This is a genomic window from Ferrovibrio sp. (assembly GCF_046297595.1).
Classification (GTDB): domain Bacteria; phylum Pseudomonadota; class Alphaproteobacteria; order Ferrovibrionales; family Ferrovibrionaceae; genus Ferrovibrio.
On sequence record NZ_JBKBHT010000003.1, the window covers coordinates 589216 to 614262 of the forward strand.

General features: G+C 62.8%; 19 protein-coding genes. 8 read left to right on the plus strand and 11 right to left on the minus strand.

The window, feature by feature from the left end:
- Positions 1–5 precede the first annotated feature (5 nt).
- The 4 genes from ACK4FJ_RS11840 to ACK4FJ_RS11855 all read right to left on the minus strand — a co-directional run bounded on the left by ACK4FJ_RS11840 (position 6) and on the right by ACK4FJ_RS11855 (position 4327).
- The gene (locus tag ACK4FJ_RS11840; protein ID WP_409766657.1) at positions 6–1319 is read right to left on the minus strand and encodes a TRAP transporter large permease subunit; all 1314 of its coding nucleotides are present in this window, start codon (positions 1317–1319) and stop codon (positions 6–8) included.
- The gene (locus ACK4FJ_RS11845) at positions 1316–1849 is read right to left on the minus strand and encodes a TRAP transporter small permease subunit (protein WP_409766659.1); all 534 of its coding nucleotides are present in this window, start codon (positions 1847–1849) and stop codon (positions 1316–1318) included. The genes ACK4FJ_RS11840 and ACK4FJ_RS11845 overlap by 4 nt, the downstream gene beginning before the upstream one ends.
- A gap of 69 nt (positions 1850–1918) precedes the next feature.
- Positions 1919–2959, minus strand: coding sequence for a TRAP transporter substrate-binding protein DctP (gene dctP / locus ACK4FJ_RS11850; RefSeq protein WP_409766661.1), 1041 nt, complete (start codon positions 2957–2959; stop codon positions 1919–1921).
- Between the two features lie 48 nt (positions 2960–3007).
- Complete coding sequence (locus ACK4FJ_RS11855; RefSeq protein ID WP_409766663.1) at positions 3008–4327, minus strand: hydroxymethylglutaryl-CoA reductase, degradative; 1320 nt, start codon at positions 4325–4327, stop codon at positions 3008–3010.
- Between the two features lie 155 nt (positions 4328–4482).
- Between ACK4FJ_RS11855 and ACK4FJ_RS11860 the strand changes: the two genes are divergently transcribed.
- From ACK4FJ_RS11860 to ACK4FJ_RS11895, 8 genes are all read left to right on the plus strand, one after another.
- Entirely contained in the window at positions 4483–5871 is a 1389-nt protein-coding gene (locus tag ACK4FJ_RS11860) for a PLP-dependent aminotransferase family protein (RefSeq protein WP_409766665.1), read from the plus strand.
- Positions 5868–7088, plus strand: coding sequence for an NAD(P)/FAD-dependent oxidoreductase (locus ACK4FJ_RS11865; RefSeq protein ID WP_409766667.1), 1221 nt, complete (start codon positions 5868–5870; stop codon positions 7086–7088). Before ACK4FJ_RS11860 ends, ACK4FJ_RS11865 begins: the two co-directional genes overlap by 4 nt.
- Positions 7089–7233: 145 nt before the next feature.
- A complete protein-coding gene (locus ACK4FJ_RS11870) occupies positions 7234–8181 on the plus strand; it encodes a shikimate dehydrogenase (RefSeq protein WP_409766669.1) in 948 nt (315 codons plus the stop codon).
- A 64-nt stretch (positions 8182–8245) separates the two neighbouring features.
- Positions 8246–9247, plus strand: a complete 1002-nt coding sequence (gene dctP / locus ACK4FJ_RS11875) for a TRAP transporter substrate-binding protein DctP (protein WP_409766671.1) — start codon at positions 8246–8248, stop codon at positions 9245–9247.
- A 70-nt stretch (positions 9248–9317) separates the two neighbouring features.
- On the plus strand, positions 9318–9836 hold the full coding sequence (locus ACK4FJ_RS11880; protein WP_409766673.1) for a TRAP transporter small permease: 519 nt from the start codon (positions 9318–9320) through the stop codon (positions 9834–9836).
- Entirely contained in the window at positions 9833–11134 is a 1302-nt protein-coding gene (locus ACK4FJ_RS11885) for a TRAP transporter large permease (RefSeq protein ID WP_409766675.1), read from the plus strand. Before ACK4FJ_RS11880 ends, ACK4FJ_RS11885 begins: the two co-directional genes overlap by 4 nt.
- Positions 11135–11156: 22 nt before the next feature.
- Entirely contained in the window at positions 11157–11606 is a 450-nt protein-coding gene (locus tag ACK4FJ_RS11890) for a type II 3-dehydroquinate dehydratase (protein WP_409766677.1), read from the plus strand.
- A 342-nt stretch (positions 11607–11948) separates the two neighbouring features.
- Positions 11949–17528, plus strand: coding sequence for a ricin-type beta-trefoil lectin domain protein (locus tag ACK4FJ_RS11895; RefSeq protein ID WP_409766679.1), 5580 nt, complete (start codon positions 11949–11951; stop codon positions 17526–17528).
- A 44-nt stretch (positions 17529–17572) separates the two neighbouring features.
- Here ACK4FJ_RS11895 and ACK4FJ_RS11900 read toward each other — a convergent pair whose 3' ends face one another.
- The 7 genes from ACK4FJ_RS11900 to ACK4FJ_RS11930 form a co-directional block, all read right to left on the minus strand.
- Complete coding sequence (locus ACK4FJ_RS11900) at positions 17573–19363, minus strand: hypothetical protein (protein ID WP_409766681.1); 1791 nt, start codon at positions 19361–19363, stop codon at positions 17573–17575.
- 710 nt (positions 19364–20073) lie between these two features.
- A complete protein-coding gene (locus tag ACK4FJ_RS11905; RefSeq protein ID WP_409766683.1) occupies positions 20074–20406 on the minus strand; it encodes a DUF971 domain-containing protein in 333 nt (110 codons plus the stop codon).
- Positions 20407–20502: 96 nt separating this feature from the next.
- Positions 20503–21288 carry an SDR family oxidoreductase gene (locus ACK4FJ_RS11910; RefSeq protein ID WP_409766685.1) on the minus strand — a complete coding sequence of 262 codons (786 nt, stop codon included), beginning with the start codon at positions 21286–21288 and terminating at the stop codon, positions 20503–20505.
- Positions 21288–22211: a dihydrodipicolinate synthase family protein gene (locus tag ACK4FJ_RS11915; RefSeq protein ID WP_409766687.1), complete on the minus strand. Its 924-nt coding sequence runs from the start codon at positions 22209–22211 to the stop codon at positions 21288–21290. The genes ACK4FJ_RS11910 and ACK4FJ_RS11915 overlap by 1 nt, the downstream gene beginning before the upstream one ends.
- Positions 22212–22236: 25 nt before the next feature.
- Positions 22237–23649, minus strand: a complete 1413-nt coding sequence (locus tag ACK4FJ_RS11920) for an FAD-binding oxidoreductase (RefSeq protein WP_409766689.1) — start codon at positions 23647–23649, stop codon at positions 22237–22239.
- The gene (locus tag ACK4FJ_RS11925) at positions 23646–24299 is read right to left on the minus strand and encodes a flavin reductase family protein (protein ID WP_409766691.1); all 654 of its coding nucleotides are present in this window, start codon (positions 24297–24299) and stop codon (positions 23646–23648) included. Before ACK4FJ_RS11925 ends, ACK4FJ_RS11920 begins: the two co-directional genes overlap by 4 nt.
- 5 nt (positions 24300–24304) lie before the next feature.
- A complete protein-coding gene (locus ACK4FJ_RS11930) occupies positions 24305–24964 on the minus strand; it encodes an aspartate/glutamate racemase family protein (RefSeq protein ID WP_409766693.1) in 660 nt (219 codons plus the stop codon).
- Between the last annotated feature and the right edge of the window lie 83 nt (positions 24965–25047).

Here is a 25047-nt window from a genome sequence, read left to right on the forward strand (position 1 = left end):
CGGCGTCAATTCTCCATCAGGCGCGGCAGAATCGTCATCAGGCCCGGGAAAGCCATGGCGATCAGCAACCCGACACCCTGCAGCAGGAAGAACGGCATCACGCCGCGATAGACAATGCCCATATGCAGCGCCTTGGGCAGCACGCCCTTCATGTAGAACAGCGTGTAGCCGAAGGGTGGCGTGATATAACCCATCTGGATCGTGATGGCGTATAGCACGCCGAACCAGATCTCGTCGAAGCCGAGGAATTTCACGATCGGGATGAAGACCGGCACGGTGAGCAGAATGATGCCGATTTCATCCAGCACGGTGCCGAGGAAGATCAGGATCAGCAGCATCACGGCTAGGATCACATAGGGTCCAACCTCCAGCGACCTGATCAAACCGAGCAGCGAATCCGCGCCGCCCAGGCCGGTGAAGATCGCCACATAGGCCTTCGCACCGATGGTGATCCACAGGATCATTGCCGTTGCCTTGCCGGTATCGGCCGCCGCCGAGACCAGCGCATCGAGATTCAGTTTCTTCTCCAGCGCGGCGGCGATCAGCGCGCCGCATACACCCACAGCCGCGGCCTCGGTGGGCGTGGCGATGCCGAGGAAGATCGAGCCGAGGATCAGCACGATCAGCAGCATCGGCAGCACCAGCGCCTTCAGCGCCGCCAGCCGCTCGCGCAGCGGGGCCGGCGCATAATCCTCGCGCAATGGCGCGGCGCCGGGCTTCAGCCAGGCCACCAGCAGGATATAGACGATATACAGCGCCGCCAGGATCAGGCCCGGCACGATGCCGGCGATCAGCATCTTGCCGATGGAAACCTGGGCGGTGACGGCATAGACGATGGTGAGCACCGAGGGCGGAATCAGGATGCCCAGCGTGCCCGAGGCGCAGATCGTGCCGGTGGCCAGTTCGGGGCTGTATTTCCGCCGCAGCATCTCGGGCAGGGCCAGCATGCCCATGGCGGTGACGGCGGCGCCGACCACGCCGGTCATCGCCGCCATGATCACGCAGATCACCACGGTGCCGACGGCCAGGCCGCCGCGCAGGCGGCCGAACCACAATTCCATGGCGCGATACAGCTTTTCGATCACGCCCGAGCGCGACAGCAGGGCCGCCATCAAAATGTAGAGTGGAATGGCCAGCAGGGCTTCCGACTTCATGGTGTCGAAAATCTGCAGCACCAGGATAATCACCGCCTGGGGATTCCAGAACAGCACGGTGATCAGCAGCGACAGGCCGCCCAGCACGAAGGCGATCGGCAGGCCGGTGAGCATGAACAGCGTCAGGCCGCCGAACATCAGGATGAGGATGGCGGTGGAACTCACAGCGCGGCCTCCTCAGGATGCTGACCGGCGGTGCCCGGCGCGCGGAACAGCACCCGCAGAAATTCGGCCAGCGCCTGCAGCAGCATCAGCACGAGCGACAGCGGAACGGCGGCCTTGGTCCACCAGATCGGCGGGTTCCAGGCCGAGAAGGATGTTTCGCCGTAATTGAAGGAATCGATGGCGGCCGGGGCCGAGAACCAGATCAGGATGCCACAGAAGGCAATGATGATCGGCAGGTTGACCAGCTCGACCAGGCGGTCGGCCTTCAGGCTCAGCCGCTGGCGCACCAGATCCATCGCCACATGACCCTTCAGGTGCAAGACATGGGGACCGGCCAGCAGGAAATACGGCCCGAACAGCAAAACGGCCAGTTCCATGCCCCAGACGGTGGGCGCGTTGAAGGCATACCGCATCACCACGTCGATCAGCATGACCGGCGCGATCAGATAGATCAGCAGAATCGCAAAATAAAAGGCCGCGCGGTTGACGGCGGTGACGACGCCGACGAAACCGGCGATGACGGGCGGCATGGCTGCTCCGGACAACAGGCGGAAAGAAAACGGCGGATGCCGGGCAGGCATCCGCCGCGTATCGAGGCCTTAAGCCAATACGCCGAGACGCTTCATGAAGGCAACCTGGCTTTCCAGGATCTTCTTGGCCAGCGCATTGTCCTTGGTCGCCGCCTGCCAGGCCGCCACGGCCTTGGGGCGGTTGGCGAGGATGTCGGCCTGATCGAAGCTGTGGATGGTGCAGCCCTTGGCCTTGTATTTCTCCAGCGCGATGGCGTCCTGCACCAGGATATGCTGGCGCAGGCTGGCCGAGATTTCCCGCGCCGCCACGGCCAGCGCCGCCTTGAATTCGGCCGGCAGTTTCTCGTAGGCGCCGCGATTGGCGACATAGCTGGTGGCCGTGGTGGGCTGGTGCACGCCCGGCACTACCACATGCTTGGCCACTTCGGCGATGCCGGCCTCGAAATTGGCGGTCAGGTCGCCGCGGTCGGCAATGTCGATCACCCCCTTGTCCAGCGCGGAATAGACCTCGCCGGTCGGCAGCGGCGAAACGCTGACGCCGAAGGCGCCCATCACGGCGGAAGCCAGGCCGACGAAACGGCCCTTTTTGCCGGCCAGGTCGGCGATCTTGGTGATCGGCATCTTGGCGTGGATCGGTTCCTGGCCGTAGACGGTCGGCGCGATATACATCAGGCCGGCGGCGCCATAGGCCTCGCGCGCCATCTCCAGGCCGCCGACCTCGTAGAACCAGGCCTCGTACTGGTCCGATTCCGGGAAGCCGAAGGGGATCGTGCTGGTGAAGGCGAAGGCGGGGATCTTGCCGGCCTCGTAACCGTCGAAGGTCTTCATCATCTCGAAGGCGCCGCCGCGCACGGCGTCGAAGGCCTGCGCCGCCGGCACGATCTGGCCACCGGCGAACAGCTCGATGGTGAACTTGCCGCCGGTGAGCTCCGACACGCGCTTGACGAAACGCTCCTCGAATTTCTGCGGCGTGGTGCCCGGATCCCACAGCGCCTGCATGCGCCATTTCACCGCGCCACTCTGAGCCAGCGCCGGCGTGGCGGCGGCAAAGGTGGCGGCACCCGCGAGGGCGGCGCCCGAGCCGAGCAGCTTGCGTCGATTGATCGTCATTCCTGTTTCCTCCGTTGTTTTTCTCTTGAGTGGTGAGACGCGACAGAACTATGTCTTGCGCAGGCGGGCGAGAATCTCGGCCGCGCGGTCGGTACGCACGTCATGGCTGGCGGCCAGTTCGGCCGCGACCTTGTCGATTTCCTCGCCGGCGGCGCCGGCGACGATGGCGATGTTGCGGGCATGCAGGGCCATATGGCCACGCTGGATGCCTTCGGTGGCCAGCGCGCGCAGGGCGGCCATGTTCTGTGCCAGGCCGACGGTAACGGTGATCTCGGCCAGTTCCTGCGCCGTCGATACGCCGAGGATGCGCAGCGCCAGCTGGGCCAGCGGATGCGTCTTGGTGGCGCCACCGACCAGGCCCAGCGCCATGGGCATTTCCAGCGTGCCGACCAGGCGGCCGTCATTGCTGAGTTCCCAGGTGGTGAGCGAGGTGTAATGCCCGCCGCGCGCCGCCCAGGCATGGGCGCCGGCTTCGATGGCGCGCCAGTCGTTGCCGGTGGCAACCACCACCGGGTCGATGCCGTTCATGATGCCCTTGTTATGAGTCGCCGCGCGGTAGGGATCGACAGCGGCGAAGGTATAGGCATCCAGGATGCCGTCGATAATGCGGCGGCCGGAGAATTCCTTGGTGGCCAGCGCCTCTTCCGTCAGGCTGACACGGGCCCGCGCCAGGCGGCGGTCGGCCAGATTGGACAGGATGCGCAGGCGTACATTGCCACCGGTGACGCGCTCGACGATGGGCGCCACCGTCTCGGCCATGGTGTTCACCGTATTGGCGCCCATGGCATCGCGCACATCGACCAGCAGATGCAGCACCACGATGGGGCCGCGCGGCGTCTGCGGAAAGACATGCACCTCGATGTCGCGGCAGCCGCCGCCCAGGCCGATCAGCACCTTGTCGCGTGCATTGGCAGCGGCCAGGATCTCGTCGCGGGCGGCCAGGATCTGCAGCCGCGCGCCATGGGGATCGGACAGGCCGATCACCTGCACCTGCGCGCGCATGATCGGCATGGTGGAGGAGGTTTCGAAGCCGCCGCAGCCGCGCGCGATGCGCGCCATGTAGGAGGCGGCGGCAACGATGGAGGGCTCCTCCACCGCCATGGGGATCAGGTAGTCGCGGCCGTTGATCTGGAAATTGGTGGCGACGGCAAAGGGCAGCTCGAAGGTGCCGACCACATTCTCGATCATGCCGTTGGCGCGTTCGACCGGCAGGGCGCCGGGTGCGGCCAGCAGGGCGCGGTCGGCATCGTTCAGGCCCGCCGCATCCGCCAGCGCCGCCAGGCGCTGCGCCGGCGTCATGTTGCGGTAATTCTCGATACGCGAATTAACACTTCGCCCTGCCGCATTGGCAGAGACCGCCTTGCTCATCGGTGTTTCCTCCATTCGGCCGCCGCCTTGTCGGCGCGGCCCTGATGACGGCTCAAAATCGCGGTGCATGCCCTTTTAAACAAGGGACAATTCCGGCTATTGTCCGATCAACTGTACTGTTTGATTATCTGGTACAGTTTGGGAGGACCGACAGCATGCGCATTGCCAGGGCCGAGCAGATCGCCCGCAACATCGCCCAGCAGGTGGAACGCGGCCATCTGGTGCCGGGTGCGCGGCTGGGTTCGGTGCGCCAGGCCGCCAGCGAATTCGGCGTGTCGAAGAACACCATGGTCGAGGCCTATGACCGGCTGGTGGCGCAGGGTTATCTGGAACCCCGGCGCGGCTCGGGCTTTTATGTCGCGCGGCCGCGGCCCAAGACATCGGCGGCGATCCGTCCCGCCCATGTCAGCGAAGCCATCGATCTCGTCTCGCTGCTGCGCGAACAACTCAACCAGCATTATGCCGTGCGCGTCGGCGACGGCCGCCCGCCGGCCGCGTGGATGGAGGGGTCCGAACTGGGCCGCCATCTGCGCCTGAGCATACGCGGCGGCGAACGCATCGAGCATGGCTATGGCGCGCCGCAGGGTTACGGCCCCTTACGCGAGATGATCGCCGGCCGGCTGATCGAACGCTCGGTCCACGTGACGGCCGAGCAGATCCTGCTCACCTTCGGCGCCAACCACGCGCTAGACCTGATCGTGCGGCATTTCATCGAGCCGGGGGATGCCGTGCTGGTCGACAGCCCCGGCTATTACCCGCTGTTCGGCAAGTTGCGGCTGGCGCGCGCCAACGTGATCGGCGTGCGCCGTACTGCAGACGGCCCCGATCCGGAAGACCTGGAGGCCAAGGCGGCGCAACACCGCCCGCGCCTATTCTTCACCCAGACGCTGGCGCATAACCCGACCGGCACATCGATGACACCAGCCGGCATCCATCGCCTGCTGCAGCAGGCCGAGCGGCTGGGCATGATCCTGGTGGAGGACGATCCCTTCGCCGACCTGCTGCCGCCGATCACGCCTCGGCTGGCGGCGCTGGACCAGCTGGAGCGCGTGATCTATGTCGGCACGTTCTCCAAGACGCTGTCGGCCAGCCTGCGCACCGGCTATATCGCTGCCGCGCCGGCGCTGATCCGTTCGCTCACCGACGTGAAGATGCTGACCGTGGTGAACAGCTCGGGCTATGTCGAACGCCTGATCCACGATCTGATGGCCGACGGACATTACCGCCATCACCTGAACCGCCTGCGCGAACGCGTGGCGCGCGCCTCCGCCCAGGCGATGTCGGACCTGACCGGCATCGGGTTGCAGGATTTCAGCGCGCCGGCCGGCGGCTATTACCTGTGGTGCCCGCTGCCCGAGGGTGTCGACGACGTGGCGCTGGCCCGCCGCGCCTCGGAAGAGGGCATCTTCCTGGCACCGAGTTCGATCTTTTCGCTGGACCGCGAGGCACATCGCCCCGCCCTGCGCATCAACGTGGCCTATGCCGAGGATCCAGCCTTCCTGGATTTCATGCGCCAGACCTGCGCCGAGGGAGCCGTGGCATGACGCACAAAAGTCCTCACTCGCAGAACCGCCGCATTGCCGTCATCGGCGCTGGCCCGGCCGGGCTGATGGCTGCCGAGGTGATCGCGCGCGAAGGCGGCGAGGCCGTCGCGGTGACGGTGTTCGAGCGCATGCCCAGCCCGGCCCGCAAGCTGCTGATGGCCGGTCGCGGCGGGCTGAACATCACCCATTCCGAAGCCATGGAGCGGTTCCGCGCGCGTTACGGCGCCGCCGAAGGCTGGATGCTTACGGCGCTCGATGCCTTCCCGCCGCAGGCACTGGTGCAATGGTGCGAAGATCTGGGCCAGCCGACCTTCGTGGGCAGCAGCGGTCGCGTCTTTCCGCGCGCCATGAAGGCGAGTCCGCTGCTGCGCGCCTGGCTGACACGGCTGAACGATCTGGGCGTGACGCTGAAAACACGGGCGGAATGGAGCGGCTGGACCGACGATGGCTTGCTGCGTTTCGCGGATGGCAGCACGTATGCCGCCGATGCCATCGTGCTGGCGCTGGGCGGTGCGTCCTGGCCGCGGCTGGGTGCCGATGGCGGCTGGACCGCCCTGCTGCCCGATATCGCGATAACGCCGCTGCAGCCGGCCAATTGCGGTTTCCATGTCGCATGGTCGGCGCATTTCCGCAGCCGCCATGCCGGCTCACCGCTGAAACGCATCGCACTGAATTTTGCCGGGCAGACGATCCGCGGCGAAGCGATGATCACGGATCAGGGCATCGAAGGCGGCGCGGTCTATGCGCTGTCGGCGCGGCTGCGCGATGCCGTTTTGCGCGACGGCGTGGCCGAGCTGAAGATCGACCTGCGGCCCGACATGGACGATGCCGAACTGCATGACAAGCTAAACCAGCCCCGGCGCGGCGCATCGCTGGCCAACTTCCTGCGCAAGCAGATCAACCTGTCGCCGGTGGCCATCGGCCTGGTGCAGGAAGCCCTGCATGGCGGCAGTACCGCCCCGCTCGATCGGCTGGTGCGCGCCCTGCTGCTGCGTCTCACAGCACCATTCGGGCTGGCCCGCGCGATTTCCACCGCCGGCGGCATCGCGCTGGACGAGATGGACGAGCACCTGATGCTGCACAAACGGCCGGGTGTGTTCGTGGCCGGCGAGATGCTGGACTGGGAAGCGCCCACCGGCGGTTACCTGCTGCAGGGCTGCCTGGCCACCGGCGTCGCCGCCGGCCGGGGCGTGCTGCACTGGCTGCAGGGGCACTGAACGCCGGGCGTTCCGAAATCGGGAAATCCGCCAAAACCTAGCCAATCAAACCGTCCGACCGGATGCGTTGCCGGTTTGGATTTGACTATACTAACTATTTCGTACATTCTGCACCGAGACGCCCGAAGGGGAGACGGGAGAAGCCGTGAACACGGGACGCGACATGTCGGGCCGCGACACTTGCATACGGGCGCTGCAGGCCCTGGTGGCCAGCCACGCCCCGCGCATACAGGCGCAGCAGGCGATGTCCGTACTGGTCGGCCTGATCGGCCGCGGCATCCAGCAGTCGCGCACCCCGATGATGCATGAGCGCGAAGCGGCGCGGCTGGGTCTCGACTGCATGTATATCCTGATCGATTTCGACGCCCTGTCGCTGCCCGATGCGGCCCTGCCCGACATCCTGGCCGCCGGCGCCGCGCTGGGATTCCAGGGCTTCAACGTCACCCATCCCTTCAAGCAGCAGATCCTGCCGCATCTGGACGCGCTATCGCCAGAAGCCGCCGCCATCGGCGCGGTGAACACCGTGGTCTATGCCGGCCGCGCAACCACCGGCCACAACACCGATTGCTGGGGTTTTGCCGAAGGTTTCCGCATCGGCCTGCCGGATGTGCCGCTGCGCCAGGTGGTGCAGTTCGGCGCCGGCGGCGCCGGGGCGGCCGTGGCCTATGCCCTGATGCAGCTGGGCGTCGAAAAACTGGAGATCGTCGATACCGATCCGGCCCGGGCACAGGCTCTGGCCACGCGCATGCAGTGCGACTGGGGCGAGCGTGTGCAGACCGGCGAGGCCGCGGCGGACTCGCTGGGCCGGACGCTGTCCTGGAGCGACGGCATCGTCAACACCACGCCGGTCGGCATGGCGAAATATCCCGGCACGCCGTTTCCGGCCGATCTGCTGCGCGGCCACCACTGGGTCGCCGAGATCATCTATTTCCCGCAGGAGACAGAATTGCTGCGCGTCGCGCGCGCGCAGGGCTGCCGCACCCTGGCCGGCACCGGCATGGCGATTGGCCAGGCCGTGCGGGCCTTTGAGCTTTTCACCGGGCGCAAGTCGGACATGGCCGCGATGGCGGGCCATTTCTCGGCTGCAGCCTGAGGCAAGGAAAGGATTTCAGTAACCGTAAACCTGCATCTGAGTCCAAAAATCGGGAGGAAACACAATGACCATAGAAACCACACGTCGCCGCTTTCTCGCCGGCACCGGCATGGCCGCCGCCTCTCTTGGCCTGTCCGGCCTGAGCATCACGGCCCATGCGCAGGGCAAGCCGAAACTGCGCTTCTCGGCCGTCTTTTCCGAACAGGATATCCGTGCCGAGATGATGAAGAAGTTCGCCGAGGGCGTTGCCGGCGACTTCACCTTCGAGGGCTATTACGGCGGCACCCTGTTCAAGCAGGGCACCGAGCTGGTGGCGATCCAGCGCGGCAACCTGGAAATGGGCAACATCGCGCCGCAGGACATCTCGAAGCAGATTCCGGCCTGGTCGATCCTGACCGCGGCCTACCTGTTCCGCGATGCCGACCACCTCGCCAAGTTCTTTGCCAGCGCGCCGGGCGCCGAGATGAAGAAGATGGCCGATGAAAAGCTGGGCATCCATATCCTCGGCCCGACCTATTTCGGCGCGCGCCAGGTGGGCCTGAAGCCGAACAAGAAGATCGCCACCCCGGCCGACCTGGCCGGCATCAAGCTGCGCATGCCGCCGGGCGAGGCCTGGCAGTTCCTGGGCGAGTCGCTAGGTGCCAACCCCACGCCGATGGCCTATGCCGAGGTCTATACCGGCCTGCAGACCGGCGCCATCGACGGCCAGGACAACCCGCTGCCCAACGTCGAGAACATGAAGTTCTACGAGGTGATGTCGCAGATCGTGCTGACCTCGCATCTGGTCGGCTTCGACCTGCTTACCGTGTCGAGCAAGGTGTGGAAGGGCATGTCGGCCGATGCGCAGAAGCGCTTCCAGGCCGCCGCCGATGCCGCCATCGACTTCTCGACCAAGAAGCACCAGGCGCGCGAGAAGGAGCTGCTTGATCTGTTCAAGAGCAAAGGCCTGAATATCTACCAGCCCGACCAGGCGGCCTTCCGCAAGCATGCCCAGGCAAAATACCTGGCCTCCGACCTGGCCAAGGACTGGCCGAAGGGCATGGTCGACAAGATCAACGCGCTCTAGCAGCATGGGCGGGGCCGGATTCCGATCCGGCCCTGTCGTAATTTTCAGTCCGAAAGGCCGGAGAAACTCCGTGCATCATCGACTCCAGAGCCTGGCCGCCTGGCTGTACCGGCGCGGCGAGAATGTGCTGGCGGCCATGCTGGCCGTGATGTTCGTCGCCTTCATCCTGCAGATCGTGTTCCGCTATGTGCTGAACCTGCCCATCGGCTGGACTAACGAGATCAGTGCGATCCTCTGGCTGTGGCTGGTGTTGTGGGGCGCGGCCTTCGTGCTGCGCGAAGAGGAGGAAATCCGTTTCGACCTGCTCTATGGCGCCGCCGGACCGAAGCTGCGCCGGGCGATGATGCTGATCTGCGGCGGATCCCTGATCCTGCTCTATGGCTGGTCGCTGCCGGCAGTGGCCGATTACGTCGCCTTCATGAAGGTCGAGAAATCGGCCTATATGAAAATCCGCTTCGACTGGCTGTTCTCGATCTACGTCATCTTCGTGGTCGCCGCCCTTATCCGCTACATCTGGCTCTCGTGGCGCGCCCTGCGTGGCGATGTGCCGCAGGATGCCGATCCCACCAAGGCAGCCTCCGGCGTATGACTTTCGCGAGCCCCTTCTCGATCTCCATCGTCGCCATGACGGTGCTGGCCTTCCTGGGCCTGCCGATCGGCCACGCCATGATCGCCGGCTCGGTGCTGTATCTGTGGCTGGCCGGCCTGGACATGGGCACGGCCGCCGAGCAGCTGCTGAACGGCATGTACGGGAACTACATCATCCTGGCCGTGCCGCTGTTCATCCTGGCCGCCGAGCTGATGAATATCGGCTCGATGACCGAGCGCCTGCTGCAGTTCTGCAATGCCATCGTCGGCCGCTTCCGCGGCGGCCTCGCCCAGGTGAACGTTCTGCAGAGCATCATCTTCGCCGGCATGTCGGGTTCGGCCATCGCCGATGCCGCCGGCACCGGCAAGATGATGCAGGTGATGATGACGGCCGGCGGCAAGTATCGCGCCAGCTATGCCGCCGCGCTGACCGCGGCCACGGCCGTGATCGGCCCGATCATCCCGCCCTCGATCCCGATGATCCTCTATGCGCTGGTTTCGGATGCCTCGATCGGCTACCTGTTCCTGGGCGGTGTGGTGCCGGGCCTGCTGATGGCCTTTTCCCAGATGGTGATCGTTGCCCTGGGCGCGCGGCGCGAGAACTTCCCGGTCGAGAAGCCAACGCCCCTGCGGGAGCTGCCGCGCATCACCTGGCAGGCGCTGCCGACCCTGATGATGCCGGTGGTTCTGCTGGGCGGCATATACAGCGGCGTCACGACGCCCACCGAGGCGGCGGCCATGGCAGCCGCCTATGCGCTGCTGGTCTCGATGCTGCTCTATCGCAGCGTCGGCCTGCGCGACCTGTATCGCTCGATCCTGGCCAGCGCGCGCACCTCCGCTTCGGTTGGCATGCTGATCGCCGGCGCGCTGGTGTTCAACTATGTCGTCACCGTCGAGAATATCCCGAACAGCATCCGCCTGCTGCTGGCTGGCTGGGACCTGTCGCCACTGACCTTCCTGGTGCTGGTGAACATCCTGCTCCTGCTGCTCGGCTGCCTGCTGGAAGGCACCACCATCCTGCTGATCGTCATCCCCGTGCTGATCCCGACCGCGAATGCGCTGGGCATCGACCTGGTGCATTTCGGCATTGTGGTGGTGGTGAACATCATGCTGGGCCTGATCACGCCGCCCTACGGCCTGCTGCTGTTCGTGATGACGCGCATCGCCAATGTGTCGATCCGTGAGATCGTGCGCGACGTACTACCCTTCCTGTTTGCGATGGTGGTGGCGCTGGCCGTCATCACGGTCTCTCCCGATCTTGTGCTCTGGCTGCCGCGCCTGCTCGGCTACCAGGGCTGACCCCAGACGCAGCGAGGATGCGATGACCGAGCTCAAGCCGATATTCGTCCTGAACGGCCCGAACCTGAACCGGCTGGGTAAACGCGAGCCGGAAATCTATGGCCACACCACCCTGGCCGAGGTGGAGGCGATGTGCAGGAGCGCCGCCGGCACGCGGCCGCTGCGGTTCCACCAGTCCAACATCGAGGGCGAGATCATCAACTGGATCCACGAGGCCATCGATGACGGGGCGGCCGGTATCGTCATCAATCCCGCCGCCTTCACCTTCACATCGATTGCCATCCTCGACGCGCTGAAGCAGTTCCCCGGCCCGATCATCGAGCTGCATATCTCCAACATCCACCGGCGCGAGGCGATCTACCACAATTCGCTGGTCTCGAAAGTCGCCACGGCGGTGATCGCCGGCCTGGGACCGGAGGGTTACGACGTGGCCGTGCTGGCGATGACCGGACATCTGCTGCGCGGAAAATAGCCGCGGACCGGCTTCAAAAAGGCTGCTGCCGGGAATGTGCACTTAGCCGCGCATAAAAATTCTGTCTGCGCAGCCTTCGATGCACAAAATTTTCATCAGATTAACTTTGCCTCTGAACACCAGCTAGCCTGAGCCAAACTGGCCCGGCCAAGGTCGTAGATCTGGGTCACCGATCAAGATTGGTGTCAGGAGGATTGACGTTGCAGCGATTTTCCAAGCTAAAAATACTCGTTATAATTGTGAAAGATTAAATCGCATTAACTTGGAAAAGAAATTTGTTGCCTCCTTTCCTACTGAAGGTGACTGTTCCCGAAGAAAAATACATCAAAATCCGGGGGCAAGATGGTGGGGTTCAAGAAGGTATGCCTGCGCGCCGCGCTAGTGGCTGTTTGTGTTTTATTTTTGCCGATCTGCCTGACTCAGCCTGCCCTCGGGCAGGTCACCGAAGATCCATCGCTCCTCAATGCCCAGGCACCGTCCGGCAGTGTCAGCCACGACCGGATTTCAGATGTGGTCGAGCGCCTGCGATCGGCCCTGCCAGCCTATTACACCAATCTTCTGCCGCCACGATTTGCATCCTTCACGCAGGCCGCGAACGATAAGTGGACATTCTCTGGCTCGGCGAGCCCGCTCGGCTTCCCGCTGAATTATACGGCCACGCTGTCAGTCGCAGCCACCGATCCGGCCGCTGGCGGGGTCTTGCTGCGCTTCGATGCCACTATCGGCGAGGTTGACCTGTTGCCGCCTGATTTCAAACTGAAGCAGGCCACATTGAGTATGGCGGTCAGTCCGGGCGCGAATTACGGCAGTTATACTGTGGCTGCCGCACTCGACAATGCATCCTTCAGCTTCGGCAACGCCACGCTGGCGGCGACGATTCCGTTCAAATCCGACAATCAGAACAGCTTCACGCTGACGGCTAACGCCAGTCTTGGCGACATGTTTCCGCCATTGGCCAAAGCGCCCAAAGCCAATGCGATAACATTGCAGAGCCTGATGATGAATGCCGGCGAGGTTCAGGCGCAATTCGCCCTGAACGGCAAGACCTTTACGATAACCGGGCAGCCGGGCTTCTACACGCTGACTCCAGACTCTACAGATCTTTCGACTGCAATAACGCTGGGTGACGTTATTCCCGGCGCCGATCTGATTCCCTTCCTGTCGAATGTCGCATTGACGCAAATCCGGATCATGGGGCAGCCGGCGACCCTGACCGTTGCGACCACCTATTTGAACAAGAGCATGACCCTGCGCATCGCGCAGAACCAGTTCAGCCTCACAGCGCCTTTCCCCCTGAGCACCATACTGCCGATGCTGCAGAACGTGCCGGTCGCCGATCAGACCCAGTTCGCCTCGCTTGCTCTGGATGACCAGAAAGCCGTTTTCACCGGCAGTTATAACGGCAAGGCCGTGTCGGTGACCAAGACCCGCGGCAAAGATGCCACGCTGGACATCTCGACAGCCGGCCTTGGCCTGGGCGACCTGGTGCCACAGGCGGCACAGACCGGGCTCGATCAGTATGTCGAACTCGATCAGATCGAGGTTGCGAGCGACCATATCGCCGTCGACATGAAGGTCAACGGCAATGAGACCGATGTTTATATCCTGCGCAACCAGCCTGGTGGCAAGCAGGCGGCCCTGTTCTATTTCAGCAAGCTCGATGCCGCAGCCTTCATCCCGAACAGCGACGGGGACGGTCTGAGTGGCGTCGGCCTGACCAATACCCTGATCGGCTTTGGGCAGGAGAACCGCAGTTTCACACAGGCCGATCTGCCGGGCGATCTCGCTAGCAAGGTGACGCTGCCGTCGAACGGCAACTTCACGATCATGCCCGACACCGCGGCGCTGACCGGTACATTCGATCTGAGCTCGTCGCAGGGGCTGATGTCCGCTTTGTCCGCGGTGAGCATCAGCCAGACAAGCTTTCCAATCAATGGCACCTTCCATAGCGACACCATTCGGCGCATTCCATCCGGCGCCAAATCGGCCATGCGCACCGCCAGCACTGCCGACAAGGCAATGCTGCTGAGTCGACTCAATCTCTCGGCGCCAATAGGGCTGCCGTCGGTTCCCGGCCTCAGCAGCTATGCCAGGCTGAACGGCCCGATGGTCCTGTCGATCAAGGGCAACAACGATACCAGCAATCCGCGTGCCGATTTCGACGGCCAGTTTCCGATCCAGATGACGATCGGCGGCTCTGAGATGGATCTGGTGGCCAATCTTGACATGGACAAGGGCCTGAGCGGCCAGGGCAGCTCCAGCAGTATCTCGATCGCGTTGGCCAATGCCTGGAATCAGCCCTTCGGCGTGCCCGGCATCGTGGTGGATACAGGATCTTTCACCATCGATCTGAGCAGCAACAATGTCTCGGACCTCTCCTTGCAGGGCAGCGCCACCTTTGCCGGCAGGGACAATGTGGGAGTCACGGCGAATTTCGCGCGTGACAGCTCCGGCAACCTCACGTTCCAGTATTTCGAGTTCGATGCCAGCCAGGGCTTCAAGCTCAGCGGCCTGCCGGGCTTCGGCAGCATTCCCCATGCGGACCAGTTCACCGTCGACACGATCAAGCTGTCACCCGACGGCATCACCGCCAAGACCATGTTGAACAATGTCCATGTCGATACCTTCATCTTCAAGGACCCATCAGGTGGCGCGGTATTCGCCGTCGACCAGCAGGGCCTGCGGCTTGTCGACATGTTCTCCGGCTTGGCCGGCACGCCGCTCAAGGACCTGACCCTGGGCAATGCGGCCATTGTCGTGTCGGAAAACGGTCTGACCGGCGATCCGAAGACGATGCCCAGCACCGCGCAAGACCTGTTCAAGGATATATTCGGTGCTTCCAATGTCGCGCTTTTACTGCCCGCTGGTGTAGCGCTGCTGTCAAAGATCGACTTCTCGCAGTCGGGAGCGGTGAGCAAGGGGTTGCAAAAACTCGGGGTGAATGCCGATGCGGCGGTGGTCATGGGGGGAGTCAGCGGCCTGTTCGGTTCCTCCGCATCGCCGTCGCTGAACCTGTCCATCATGATGGACCAGATCGGCGATGCGAGCGGCCTGCCGAAAAACGTCATGAAGTACAAGGCTGGCACCCAGCCGGGCTTCTTCTTGAACTGGGCCGGTACCGACGTGGACTTTGGCGCTCGCACCGCGATGATGGTCACGGTTGGCCGTGACCAGCTTGAATTCACGACCTCCATAGAGGTTGTGTTCAGCGATGGCGATGTCGGCCTCAATGTGACCGGCGGCATGGCTGGCACCTGGGACAAGCCTTTTGGAATCCAGCCGCTGTCGCTCTCCGACGTGACGCTGACCACCGGAGTGGATGTGGAAGGCAATGTGGATTTCGGTTTTGCGGGCTCGCAGACTTTCGGACAGGAAAGCCTTAGCTTCGCCACGAATATGAAATTCTTGCTCGAAGCCGAGGGGCTTCCGGATGCCGTGGCCTTTTCCGGCGATGCGGATACGATTGGCTATGGCGCCATTCTGGAAATCGCCCAGGCTGCCATCGGCGGCAAACTGAATCTCGACGAGATCAAGCTTCCGACCTTCGATATCAAGAAATTCCACTTTGCCTTCGCCACGCCAGGCGCGACCGATCCGCAACTTGGCCTGGTCAGCGAGGGCGTCGGATTTTCAGGCATCTTCAGCTTTCTGGGGCAGGACCTCGGCAGTGTGACCGGTTCGGCTGGCACCTCGGGTCTAAAATTCAAAGGCGACTTGACCGATTTCACGCTGGGGCCGGTCAGCTTCAACAAAAACAACATCGATATTCAAGTCTCCCTGCAGCCAAAGGCAACGCTGACTTCCGACATTGCCGTACTCGGCGCAACGGAGACCGTTTTAGTCGATCTGACGCCGCCAACGCTGGATTTCATCGTGACTGTGGGCCTCGATCAGTTCGGCAATGGCAACCTGACGTTCGAGATGGCGGGCGTCGACCTCAATAACGGCAGATTCGACCCCAACGCGGACATTTCGTTCACCGGATCTTTCACGGACAATATCGTTCCCCGGCTTATCCAGGTGATGCGTGACGGCACGGCGGCGCTGCGTACCGCCGCAGATGGCAAGCTGGATGACGACAAGAAGGCACTGGCCGACGCCCAGGCGAAGGTCGGCGCGCTCGACCAGAAGGTCGCGGATGCCCGCAAACAGGCGAACCAGGCCAAGCAGAGCGCCGAAGCCAAGGTGCAGGCCGCGCAGGCCAGGGTCGACTCTCTGCAGAACGAGATCAGCAACGATCAGAACGAAGCTAATACCTGCGGCAACTCTGTAACGCATTACTTCTGCAAGCCCTATTGGGAGATTCGCATGGCCGGCGCAGAGGCCGCAAAGGCGGTGGCAACGGGCGTGCTCGATGCCGCCAAGGTCGCCATCAATGTTGCCTATGATCTCGACCCGACTGTTCTGGCGCTGGAGGCGGAACGCGACACCGAGCGTCTTGGGCTTTCGATCGCCATGGCCGTGGTTCAGGGCAGCGAGGACGTGATCAACGCCGTTACCGGGCCGTTCGAGCAGGAAATCGAACAGGTGTTGAATTCCCTACCATTCACTATACAGCAGGTCACTTTCGCCGGCGACCTGAAGCGGATGATCGCCAACGACGAGCCGCTGTTGCTCGATATGCAATACACCTTGCTGCAGCAGGCGCGCCGCGACTATCTGGCTTTTAAAATCAAGGACTGGGACTTCAATGCCAAGTCATTCGCGGTTCTGCCAGCCCTGGTGGCGCAACAGGTGGTCTCCAATATCTCGAGCAAGATTTCACCGAAAGTCGCCGACTGGCTGAACAGCCATATCGGTACCGAACTGGCCGCCGCGTCCGACGATATTCGCGACGAAGTATTGAAGGCCGAGGCCAAGTTCGAGAACACGCTGAAGGGCATGGAGACGAACACGGCGCCCTTCCAGTCCGCGGTCGACAGACTGTCTCAACAGCGACAGCAGACCGCGTCAGAGCTTGGCGCCACCGACTTTCTTGGTTCTAGCCAGCAATTCGATCTGACCTATCTTGCGGTCGGTCACAGCGCGCTCTGCCTGGCGGTGGCAACTGATGGTACGACCGTGCATCAGGAGGATTGCAAGGACAACGCGACCGAGCAGTGGCACACGATCGCGGTGGATGACTATGTCCAACTGGTTGCCAATGGCCTTTGCCTCCAGGCCCAGGATGACGCGGCCGACGCCAGTCAGCAGGGCGTCAAGCTCATGCTGAAATCATGCGACGCCAACGATAAGAGCGAGCAGTGGAAAGTGGCCACCTATGACGGGATCTATTCGCAGATCATCAACCGTGCGTCGCAGAAATGCCTGCATTTCGACAGCGAGAATGCACGGCCCGAAACGGCGAAGGCGGTCTGGACATCCTGCATCGGCATGGATAGCCAAAATTTCCGCGCCATCCCCGATGCCGAGCGGCCCGATTTCGTGCCAAAGGGCTCGCGGCTGGCCTCGGCTGCGAGTACCTGCGTCTGGTTCTACCCGGTCGGAAATAACTGGGTTGGTTATGAGACCGGAACCTGTGGCGCGGACTATGGACAGTCCGGGATATCGCGGATGCGCAACGTTCAGCAGGCGATATTCGACTATGTCGAGATGGTCGACGGCACGATCCGCATGGTTCACCGAGTCACGCCGACGGCCGATGCCAAGACCGAGGTGAATGACGGCATGTGCTTCTATGCCAGCGGCCAGAATGCAACTTTCAACGATGCTCCCTGCAACCGTGCGACCGGCGTTACCTATGACGTGCTGGAGGTACAGCAGCATTTCATGCTGCAGCAGACGGGCACCAATCTCTGCGTCGAGATCGGCAATATCCAACAAAGCCCCAATAGCTATTCGATCGGGCCGTTCCTTATGGCATGCAACAATCAGAAGCCGGAGCAGCTGTTGCGCTGGGAGGCGCCCCTGCCGCCGAGCTGACGACGGCCAGTCCCCGTGAGCCGCAACGGCCCGGGCAACCGCGGCTAGAAGTACAGCATCTGGAAAAAATCCCTGATCACGCGATCGAGGCCGTCATGCTCTTCCCAGCGCGCCATCTGCATGTCGCCGCTGCGGAACTGGCGATAGTAATCCGAATATTCCAGACCGGCGAAGATGGCATCGAGATTTGGCCGGATGCCCTGGCGCTTCTGAAACTCGTTGCGGAAGCGCTCGCCCTGGGGCGGCGGCGGCAGGGCGCGCGCTGCATCCGTGCTGCCGGGGCCGTCCATGAAATGGGCCTTGCGCGGCGTCAGCAGAATCAGCACCGACCTTTTCAGGGATTCTTCCGACCGCTGCGAGAAGAGATACTGTACGACGGGCAGCTTCTCTAGCACAGGAACGCCGTCGCGCTGGCGGTTGCTTTCATTTTCCGACAGGCCACTCAGGATCAGCGTCTCGCCGAAGCGCAGCTTGGCTGTGGCGGAAACAGAGGTCTTGGTGGTCTCGGCGAATGCCGTGAAGGCGACTTCTGCGGAACGTTCCTCGAGAAAGGAACGCTCTGCATTGACGTCGACCAGCAGCAGGTCTTCATCCAGGAACTGCGGCGTTACCTTCAGATTGATGCCGATAGGCACCTGCTCGATTGTGCCGTAGGACAGATTGCTCACCAACTGCACATGCCAGACGCCGCCGGAGAAGAACTCCGAGGTCTTGTTCTCGATGGCCAGCAATGACGGCCGCGCCAGCACTTCGGCACGTTCCACGCCGTCGTTGAAGATATTGAGGTTGTAGGTCAGGCCCGCCAGTGTGAAGACCGGGTTTATGGTGTGCGTCAGCGTATTCACGCCGTTGCCGGTATTGCTGCCGGAGACATAGTTGAAATTGTACAAGGTGCCGCCCAGCGTCGCTTGCAGGCCGGACAGCAGGTTCACGCCCTGACGCGAAGAACGGTTCTCTTCGGTGCGGATGATGGCGACATCGACCAGCGCCATGCGCGGACCCTTCTCAGGCTGCGCTGCTGGCTGGGCGGCGGCCACCCCACGATTCTGCACCGGCGGCAAGGCGCCCGGCGGTGCTTGCCGCTGGTCGACGGGGCTCTGCGTTACCGGGGCGCGCGGCACGGCCGATGGCGCCGGCGCCTGGTTTTCGCGGGCCCGACGCCGGTCTTCAAATGGCTTGGCATCCGAGAAGGCGAACTGCGGCAAGTTGTTGCGTTCGAAATAGTCCTGCCATTCACCGACGCGGCGCTGCAGTGCAGCGTAGCGCGGCTGCAGCGCCGTATTGCGCTCGGCGCTTGAGGCAAAAGCCGCCAGGCTTGCCTGCGCATCGTCGAAATGGCCGGAGGCGGCATAGGCCAGGGTGGCATTGCGGCGTATGATCGGGTCTTCCGCTGCCAGCGGCTCGAGCTGCTTGGCCGCCCAGGCAGCCATGCCGAGGTCGCGCGCCGCATAGGCCGAAACCAGCAGCCCTTTCAGCAGTTCCGGGTTATTCGGCTGGTACAGCATCCCATAGGCGAAATAATTCTCCGCATCGACATAACGCTGTGCGCGATAGGCGATATGCCCGAGCAGATAGGCGGCCCAGATATTGTCCGGGTCAAACTTCAGCGCGAGCTGATATCCGGTTTCAGCCAGTTCAAGGTCGGTTTTGTTGCCGCTCTCGGCGCGCGCATGATAAGCGAGACCATTCAGGAAATGCAGCACGCCATCGGTAGGGTTGCGTTTAAGGCCGCGCTCAAATACCTCATTGGCGGCAGTAGCGCGTCCCTCGCGCAACAGCCTTACGCCCTCGCGAATGTCCTCTCCCGACGCATGGTCGAGTGGGATTTGCTCCATGTCCGCAGTCAGCGACTGTGTGCGACCACTAGATGTTGGCAGGCCCCAGCGGCTTTCATCCGTGACACAACCGGTAGCAGATAAAGCAAAAAACACGCTCAGCGTCCGGGCAATCCGCCCACGCCTCGGTTTGACACTCGAAACCATACTCCCCTGGCCCCCCAGCCTGGTCATCCCCTGTGGGTAATCTACCATGCCGGCCCAATGATCGAACAGCAATCTGTAATTGAGGATGGTGCGCCGTCACGGATTGGATATCTGTCTGCAAAATTCCTCTTCCAGTTGTCATGCATTTTGCAGCCGACAATTTTCAAGCCGGGCGCCGTTCCCTCATTGCGATGCATCCATAGCCGCGATGAGAATCCGGTAGTCATTTCCTCGATGTCTAAGACGTTGAAGAGATAACGTTGCAGACTGGAGAAACCTCGCCGGCCGTTACAAGGACCTCGCATTAAACAATGTCGGCGTCGCTTTGTACGAAGCGCAGGATCAGATCTGGGTGGTATCTAGAGATGAAGAGTTTTGCATAGTATGTCATTGATTCTATTGGATGCGCCTGCCCGCCATTTTGGGCCTAATTCGCACTTAACTCTGCCCATTTTTCCCGTGAGTGCAGTTAAATTTGCGCAAAATTTGGGGGCAAGGTTTTGTAACTCACCGGCTCGGCGCGGCGCATCGGGTTTTGAAACAGGACAGGGGGGCAGACGACATTAACCGCTTAGGCCCTTAGCAAGCTGGCGCAGGTAGGACCAGGGGAAGACGCCGCGATCATGGCCGTCGGAGAAATGCAGGTTCAGCGCATAGGTTCCGATGGGCTTGATCTGCGTTATGCTCAAGCCGGAAAAGCCACCGGGAAACGCGCCCTCGACCCTGGCCTTGGTACACCAAGCACAGCGGCAGGCTGCACGCAGGGCGCCAGCATTGGCTTCGATGCTGACGCTGCTGGCGAACGGCAGCTCGAGCGTAGAGTCATTGTTGCGGAGGATGACCTCATCGGCGCGTCCGCCCCCCGAGAAGTCGGGCTGGACGGCGGCAGCGGCCATGGCAAGGAGCATATGCCCCCTGTGGTGGAGGCATCACACGGGTTGGCAGCGAAACCGGCAAGCAATTAACTGCCGAAAATACAGGGACCTCGGTCTTCACACGCTCCGGATCATACCTCCATCAACCCGCAGCTTGATCCCAGTGATGTAGCTGGCACGCGTGCTGGCAATAAACGCCACGGCATCGGCAAATTCCTCGGGCCGGCCATAACGCCCGGCGGGAATGGCGGCCTGAGAAGCTTTGGCGATCTCCTCGCGGCTCATGCCCTGCTTAGCCGCCGCTGCACCATCGAGCTGGTCAACCCGGTCCGTATGGATGCGGCCAGGCAGCACGAGGTTGACCGTCACGCCCTTTGCCGCGACTTCGGCGGCGAGTGTCTTCGACCAGCCCAGCACGGCCATGCGCAGGCCATTGGACAGCGCCAGATTCGGGATCGGCTGTTCAATGCCGGAGGATGTGATCGTAATGATGCGGCCCCAGCCGCGCTCCAGCATGGCTGGCAGCAGGCGGCCGGTCAGATGGAAGACATGCCCTGCCATGGCGGCAAACTGCTGCTGCCACATATCAAGGCCGATCTCGGCTGCCGCGCCCGGCGGCGGGCCGCCGCTGTTGTTGACCAGGATATCCACGCCGGCATCCTGCAGCAGGCGATCGGCCAATGCACCGACCGACATCCGGTCGGAGAGATCGAGTTTTTCTGCCGTCAGCCGCGCAGCCACGGGCGCTTGCTCAGCTGCAATCCAGGTTTTGGTATCCTCGATGCTGCGCGCTGCCGCGATCACCGTCGCGCCTTCGCGGGCCAGAGCTTTCGCGCAGGCCGCACCGAGCCCGCGGCTGGCGCCAAGTACCAGTGCGCGCTTTCCGTCCAGCCCCAGATCCATCAGCCGATGTCCCGCAGGCGTTTGGTCTGGCGCGCGATAATCTTTTCGGTTTCGGCGATATCCAGCGGGGAAAGCTTAGGCCCCGGCTTGCGCAACGCGGCCGAGGCGATCACGCCGCGCTTCTGCAGAACGTATTTGCGTATGGCAAGGCCCGGACCCGGTTGCTGTTCGTAGCGCGCCAGCGGCAAGTAGGCATCGAAGATATCGCGAGCACGATCCGGCTTGCCCTGCTGATAGGCCGCAACAACATCCACCATCATCTCGGGATAGGCGAAGCCGGTCATGGCGCCGTCGGCACCGCGCTCCATCTCTTCGGGCAGAAAGACGCCGCCATTGCCGACCAGAATGCTGACCCGGCGCAGATCGGACATGGCGCGCAGCGCGCTGAGTTTGGCTAAACCCGGCCAGTCTTCATGCTTCAGCATCACGCAGGACGGCAGACCCTTGATGATGCGGGCGATCACGCCGGCCGTCATGTGTACGTTTGTGGATTGGGGAAAGTCCTGCAGCACGAAAGGAACGTCGGAACCGATCGCCTCGACCGCGTTTTCATAATAGGTAACAATCTGGTCGTCGGTTTTCAGTGTGCCGGGTGGGGCAATCATGACGCCGGCGGCGCCGTCATCCATCACTGCCCTGGTCAGTTCGGCCATCGAAGCGAAGCCGGGGCTGGAGGCGCCAACCACCACCGGCACCCTGCCATTTAGCCGCTTCAGCACGCGCTGAACGAAGCTGCGCGATTCCGCCATGGTGAGCTTCGGCGCCTCACCCATCATACCGAGCAGTGTGAACCCCGTGACGCCCTTTTCGATGTAGAAGTCGACCATGCGGTCGGTGCTTTCCAGGTCAAGCACGCCCGCATCGGTGAACGGCGTGACCGAGATTATGAAGACGCCCTTGGCGGTTTCGTCGAGTTTGGCCATTTGGAGAACCTCTTGTGGCGAGACGTCAGGATTGGAGGAGTTTGCCCGGATTCAGGATGTTGCCCGGATCAAACAGGCGCTTGAGATCAAGCATCATTTGCAGTGCAACGCCGGACTTGTAGCGCGGCAGCTCGTCGCGCCGGAGCTGGCCCACACCGTGTTCGGCACTGATGCTGCCACGATAGCGATGCACCAGATCGTGCACCAGGGCATTCAGCGATCCGGTCAACGCATAGAAGGCCTCGTCGTCCATATGCGGCGCTCGCTGCAGGTTATAATGCAGGTTGCCGTCGCCGAGATGACCGAAGACCAGGAAGTTGAGGCCGGGACAGGCGGCTTCCACGACACGCTCACATTCATCCATGAACGCGGCAAGCTGGCCAATGGGCAGTGCAATGTCATGTTTGATCGTTTTGCCAGCGCGCACCTGCGCTTCCGAAATGCCTTCGCGGATGCGCCACAAAGCCTTTGCCTGCTCGCCGCTCTGGGCGATGACGGCATCTGTTGCCTCGCCGGCTTCGATAGCTGCTGCCAGCAGGTCTTCCAGCAGTGCGGGCAAGTCGGTGCCTGCATCGGTATCGCTCAGTTCGGCCAGAACAATCGCCGGCGGGACAGCGGCGAAAGGCAGGCTGGCGCCAGCTACCTGCTTGAGCACCAGATCGACGCAGTTGCGCGTCATGAACTCGAAGGCCGTCAGACGGTCGCCGACCCGGCCCCGCAGCCGGGTGAACAGCGCCAGCGCCGCATCGCGATCCGGCAGAGCCATCATCGCCGTGGCCTGCGCGACCGGCGCAGCATGCAACTTGAGCACGGCCGCCGTGATCACGCCGAGCGTGCCCTCCGAACCGATAAAGAGATCGCGCAGGTCATAACCGGTATTGTCCTTGCGCAGGGCCTGCAGGCCATCCCAGATGCGGCCGTCGGCAAGCACGACCTCCAGCCCAAGCGCCAGCTCCCGCGCATTACCATAGCGCAGCACGGCGACGCCGCCGGCATTGGTGGCAAGATTGCCGCCGATGGTGCAACTGCCTTCGGCACCCAGGCTTAAAGGGAAAAACCGGCCGGCATCATTGGCGGCCATCTGCACTGCAGCCAGGATGCAGCCGGCATCCACCGTGATCGTGTTGCCGACCGGATCGAGGTCGCGGATCTTGTTCATCCGCGTCAGGCTAAGGATCACCTGTCTGCCGCTGTCGTCCGGCGTCGCGCCGCCGGCCATGCCGGTATTGCCGCCCTGGGGAATGACAGCGACGCCGGCCTCGTTACAGCAACGCAGCACAGCAGCCACTTCCGCCGTGCTGCCCGGCCGCACCACCGCAAGAGCCCGGCCGTGGTATTTCTTCATCCAGTCGACCACATAGGCCCGCTGATCGTCAGGCGCGGTCAGTACATGGCCGGCGCCGACAATGGCGCACAGCTGATCGAGAGTCGCGTTCATTTGTCCCCGACCTGTCTTTTCCTGGCCTGCCATTCAGCGGGCGTCATGCGCGCCACCTCAAAGCGATCGCGCGTGCGGGTATACCAGCCTCCTCCATGCATGCGGCCGATCAGGTCGAGTGCATCTGGATCGACATGCAGCTTGTCGTCGATGGCGCTGTCGGCCACATGCAGGTGAACGATCTCGCCTGTCACCAGGCTTCGGTTGAAGGGCAGCGACACAGTGCTAAACAGGCGGCATTCAAAGCTGACCGGTGACTCCGCGATGCCCGGTACAGCCACCTGTTTCGAGGGTCGGGGCGTGAAACCCGCCTGATCGAATTCGCTAACGCCGGCGGGAAAATCGATGGCGCAGGCCACCATGGGAAGCGCCATGGCGTAACTGACGAGGTTAACCACAAATTCGCCGCGCGCAATGATGTTTCGTGCAGTGTCCTTGTGCGACTGCCCGTCGGCACGCTTGTTACCCTCGATACCGACCACCAGCAGAGGCGGAGCATTACTGAAAACATTGAAGAAACTGAACGGCGCGGCATTCAGGCCGCCATCTTCATTCAGCGTCGAGACCAGCGCGATAGGCCGCGGCATCACCGTGCTGACCAGCAGCTTGTAGATGCGGTCGGGCGAAAGTTCCAAAGCGGCGATGTCCATCGCGACTACCAGCCCAGACGAACACTCCCGAGCGCCATGGTGGCCGCTGCCTGGGTCGGCTCGATCACCGGGATGCCCAGCGCATCCTGCAACGGATCGCGGAATACAGCCATGCCGGCGCAGCCCATAACGATGGTATGGGCCTGGCGCTCATCACGCAGATACTTGCCGGTCTCGATCATGCGTTTCAGCGTGCGCTCGCGGTCGGCCAGTTCGGCAACCGTCAGTCCAATGGCCCGCTCACCGGCCAGCCGATCAGTAATGCCCATGCCGCCCCAGAGCCGCAGATGCCGGGGAATCGATGCATCGAGGATGGCGATGACGCCGAAACTGTATCCCATGGTCAGCGCGGTGAGTACGCCGCATTCGGCGATACCGAGCACCGGGCGATTCACAGCCTCGCGCACCACATGCAGACCCGGATCGCTGAAGCAGGCGATGACGAAGGCACTGGCTTCCGCTTCCATTGATTTTGCCAGTCGCGCCAGCGGCAGCGTCACGCTTTCCACGTCGTGCTGGGTTTGAACGCCCGGCGGGCCTTCTTTCAGCGTCAGGGCACGGATCGCGGGACCGCCGGCCATGCGCAGGGGCTCCAGCGCGGCATCGATGCCTGCCGTAACGGCTTCATTCGAATTCGGATTGATCACAACGATTGTAGGCGTCATGGCGCGATCTCCAGAAGTCGCCGCCAGTCTATGCGAGTCCGCGCACGCTGTGAGTGGCATGCTCCTTGCTTATTTGTCTTGCG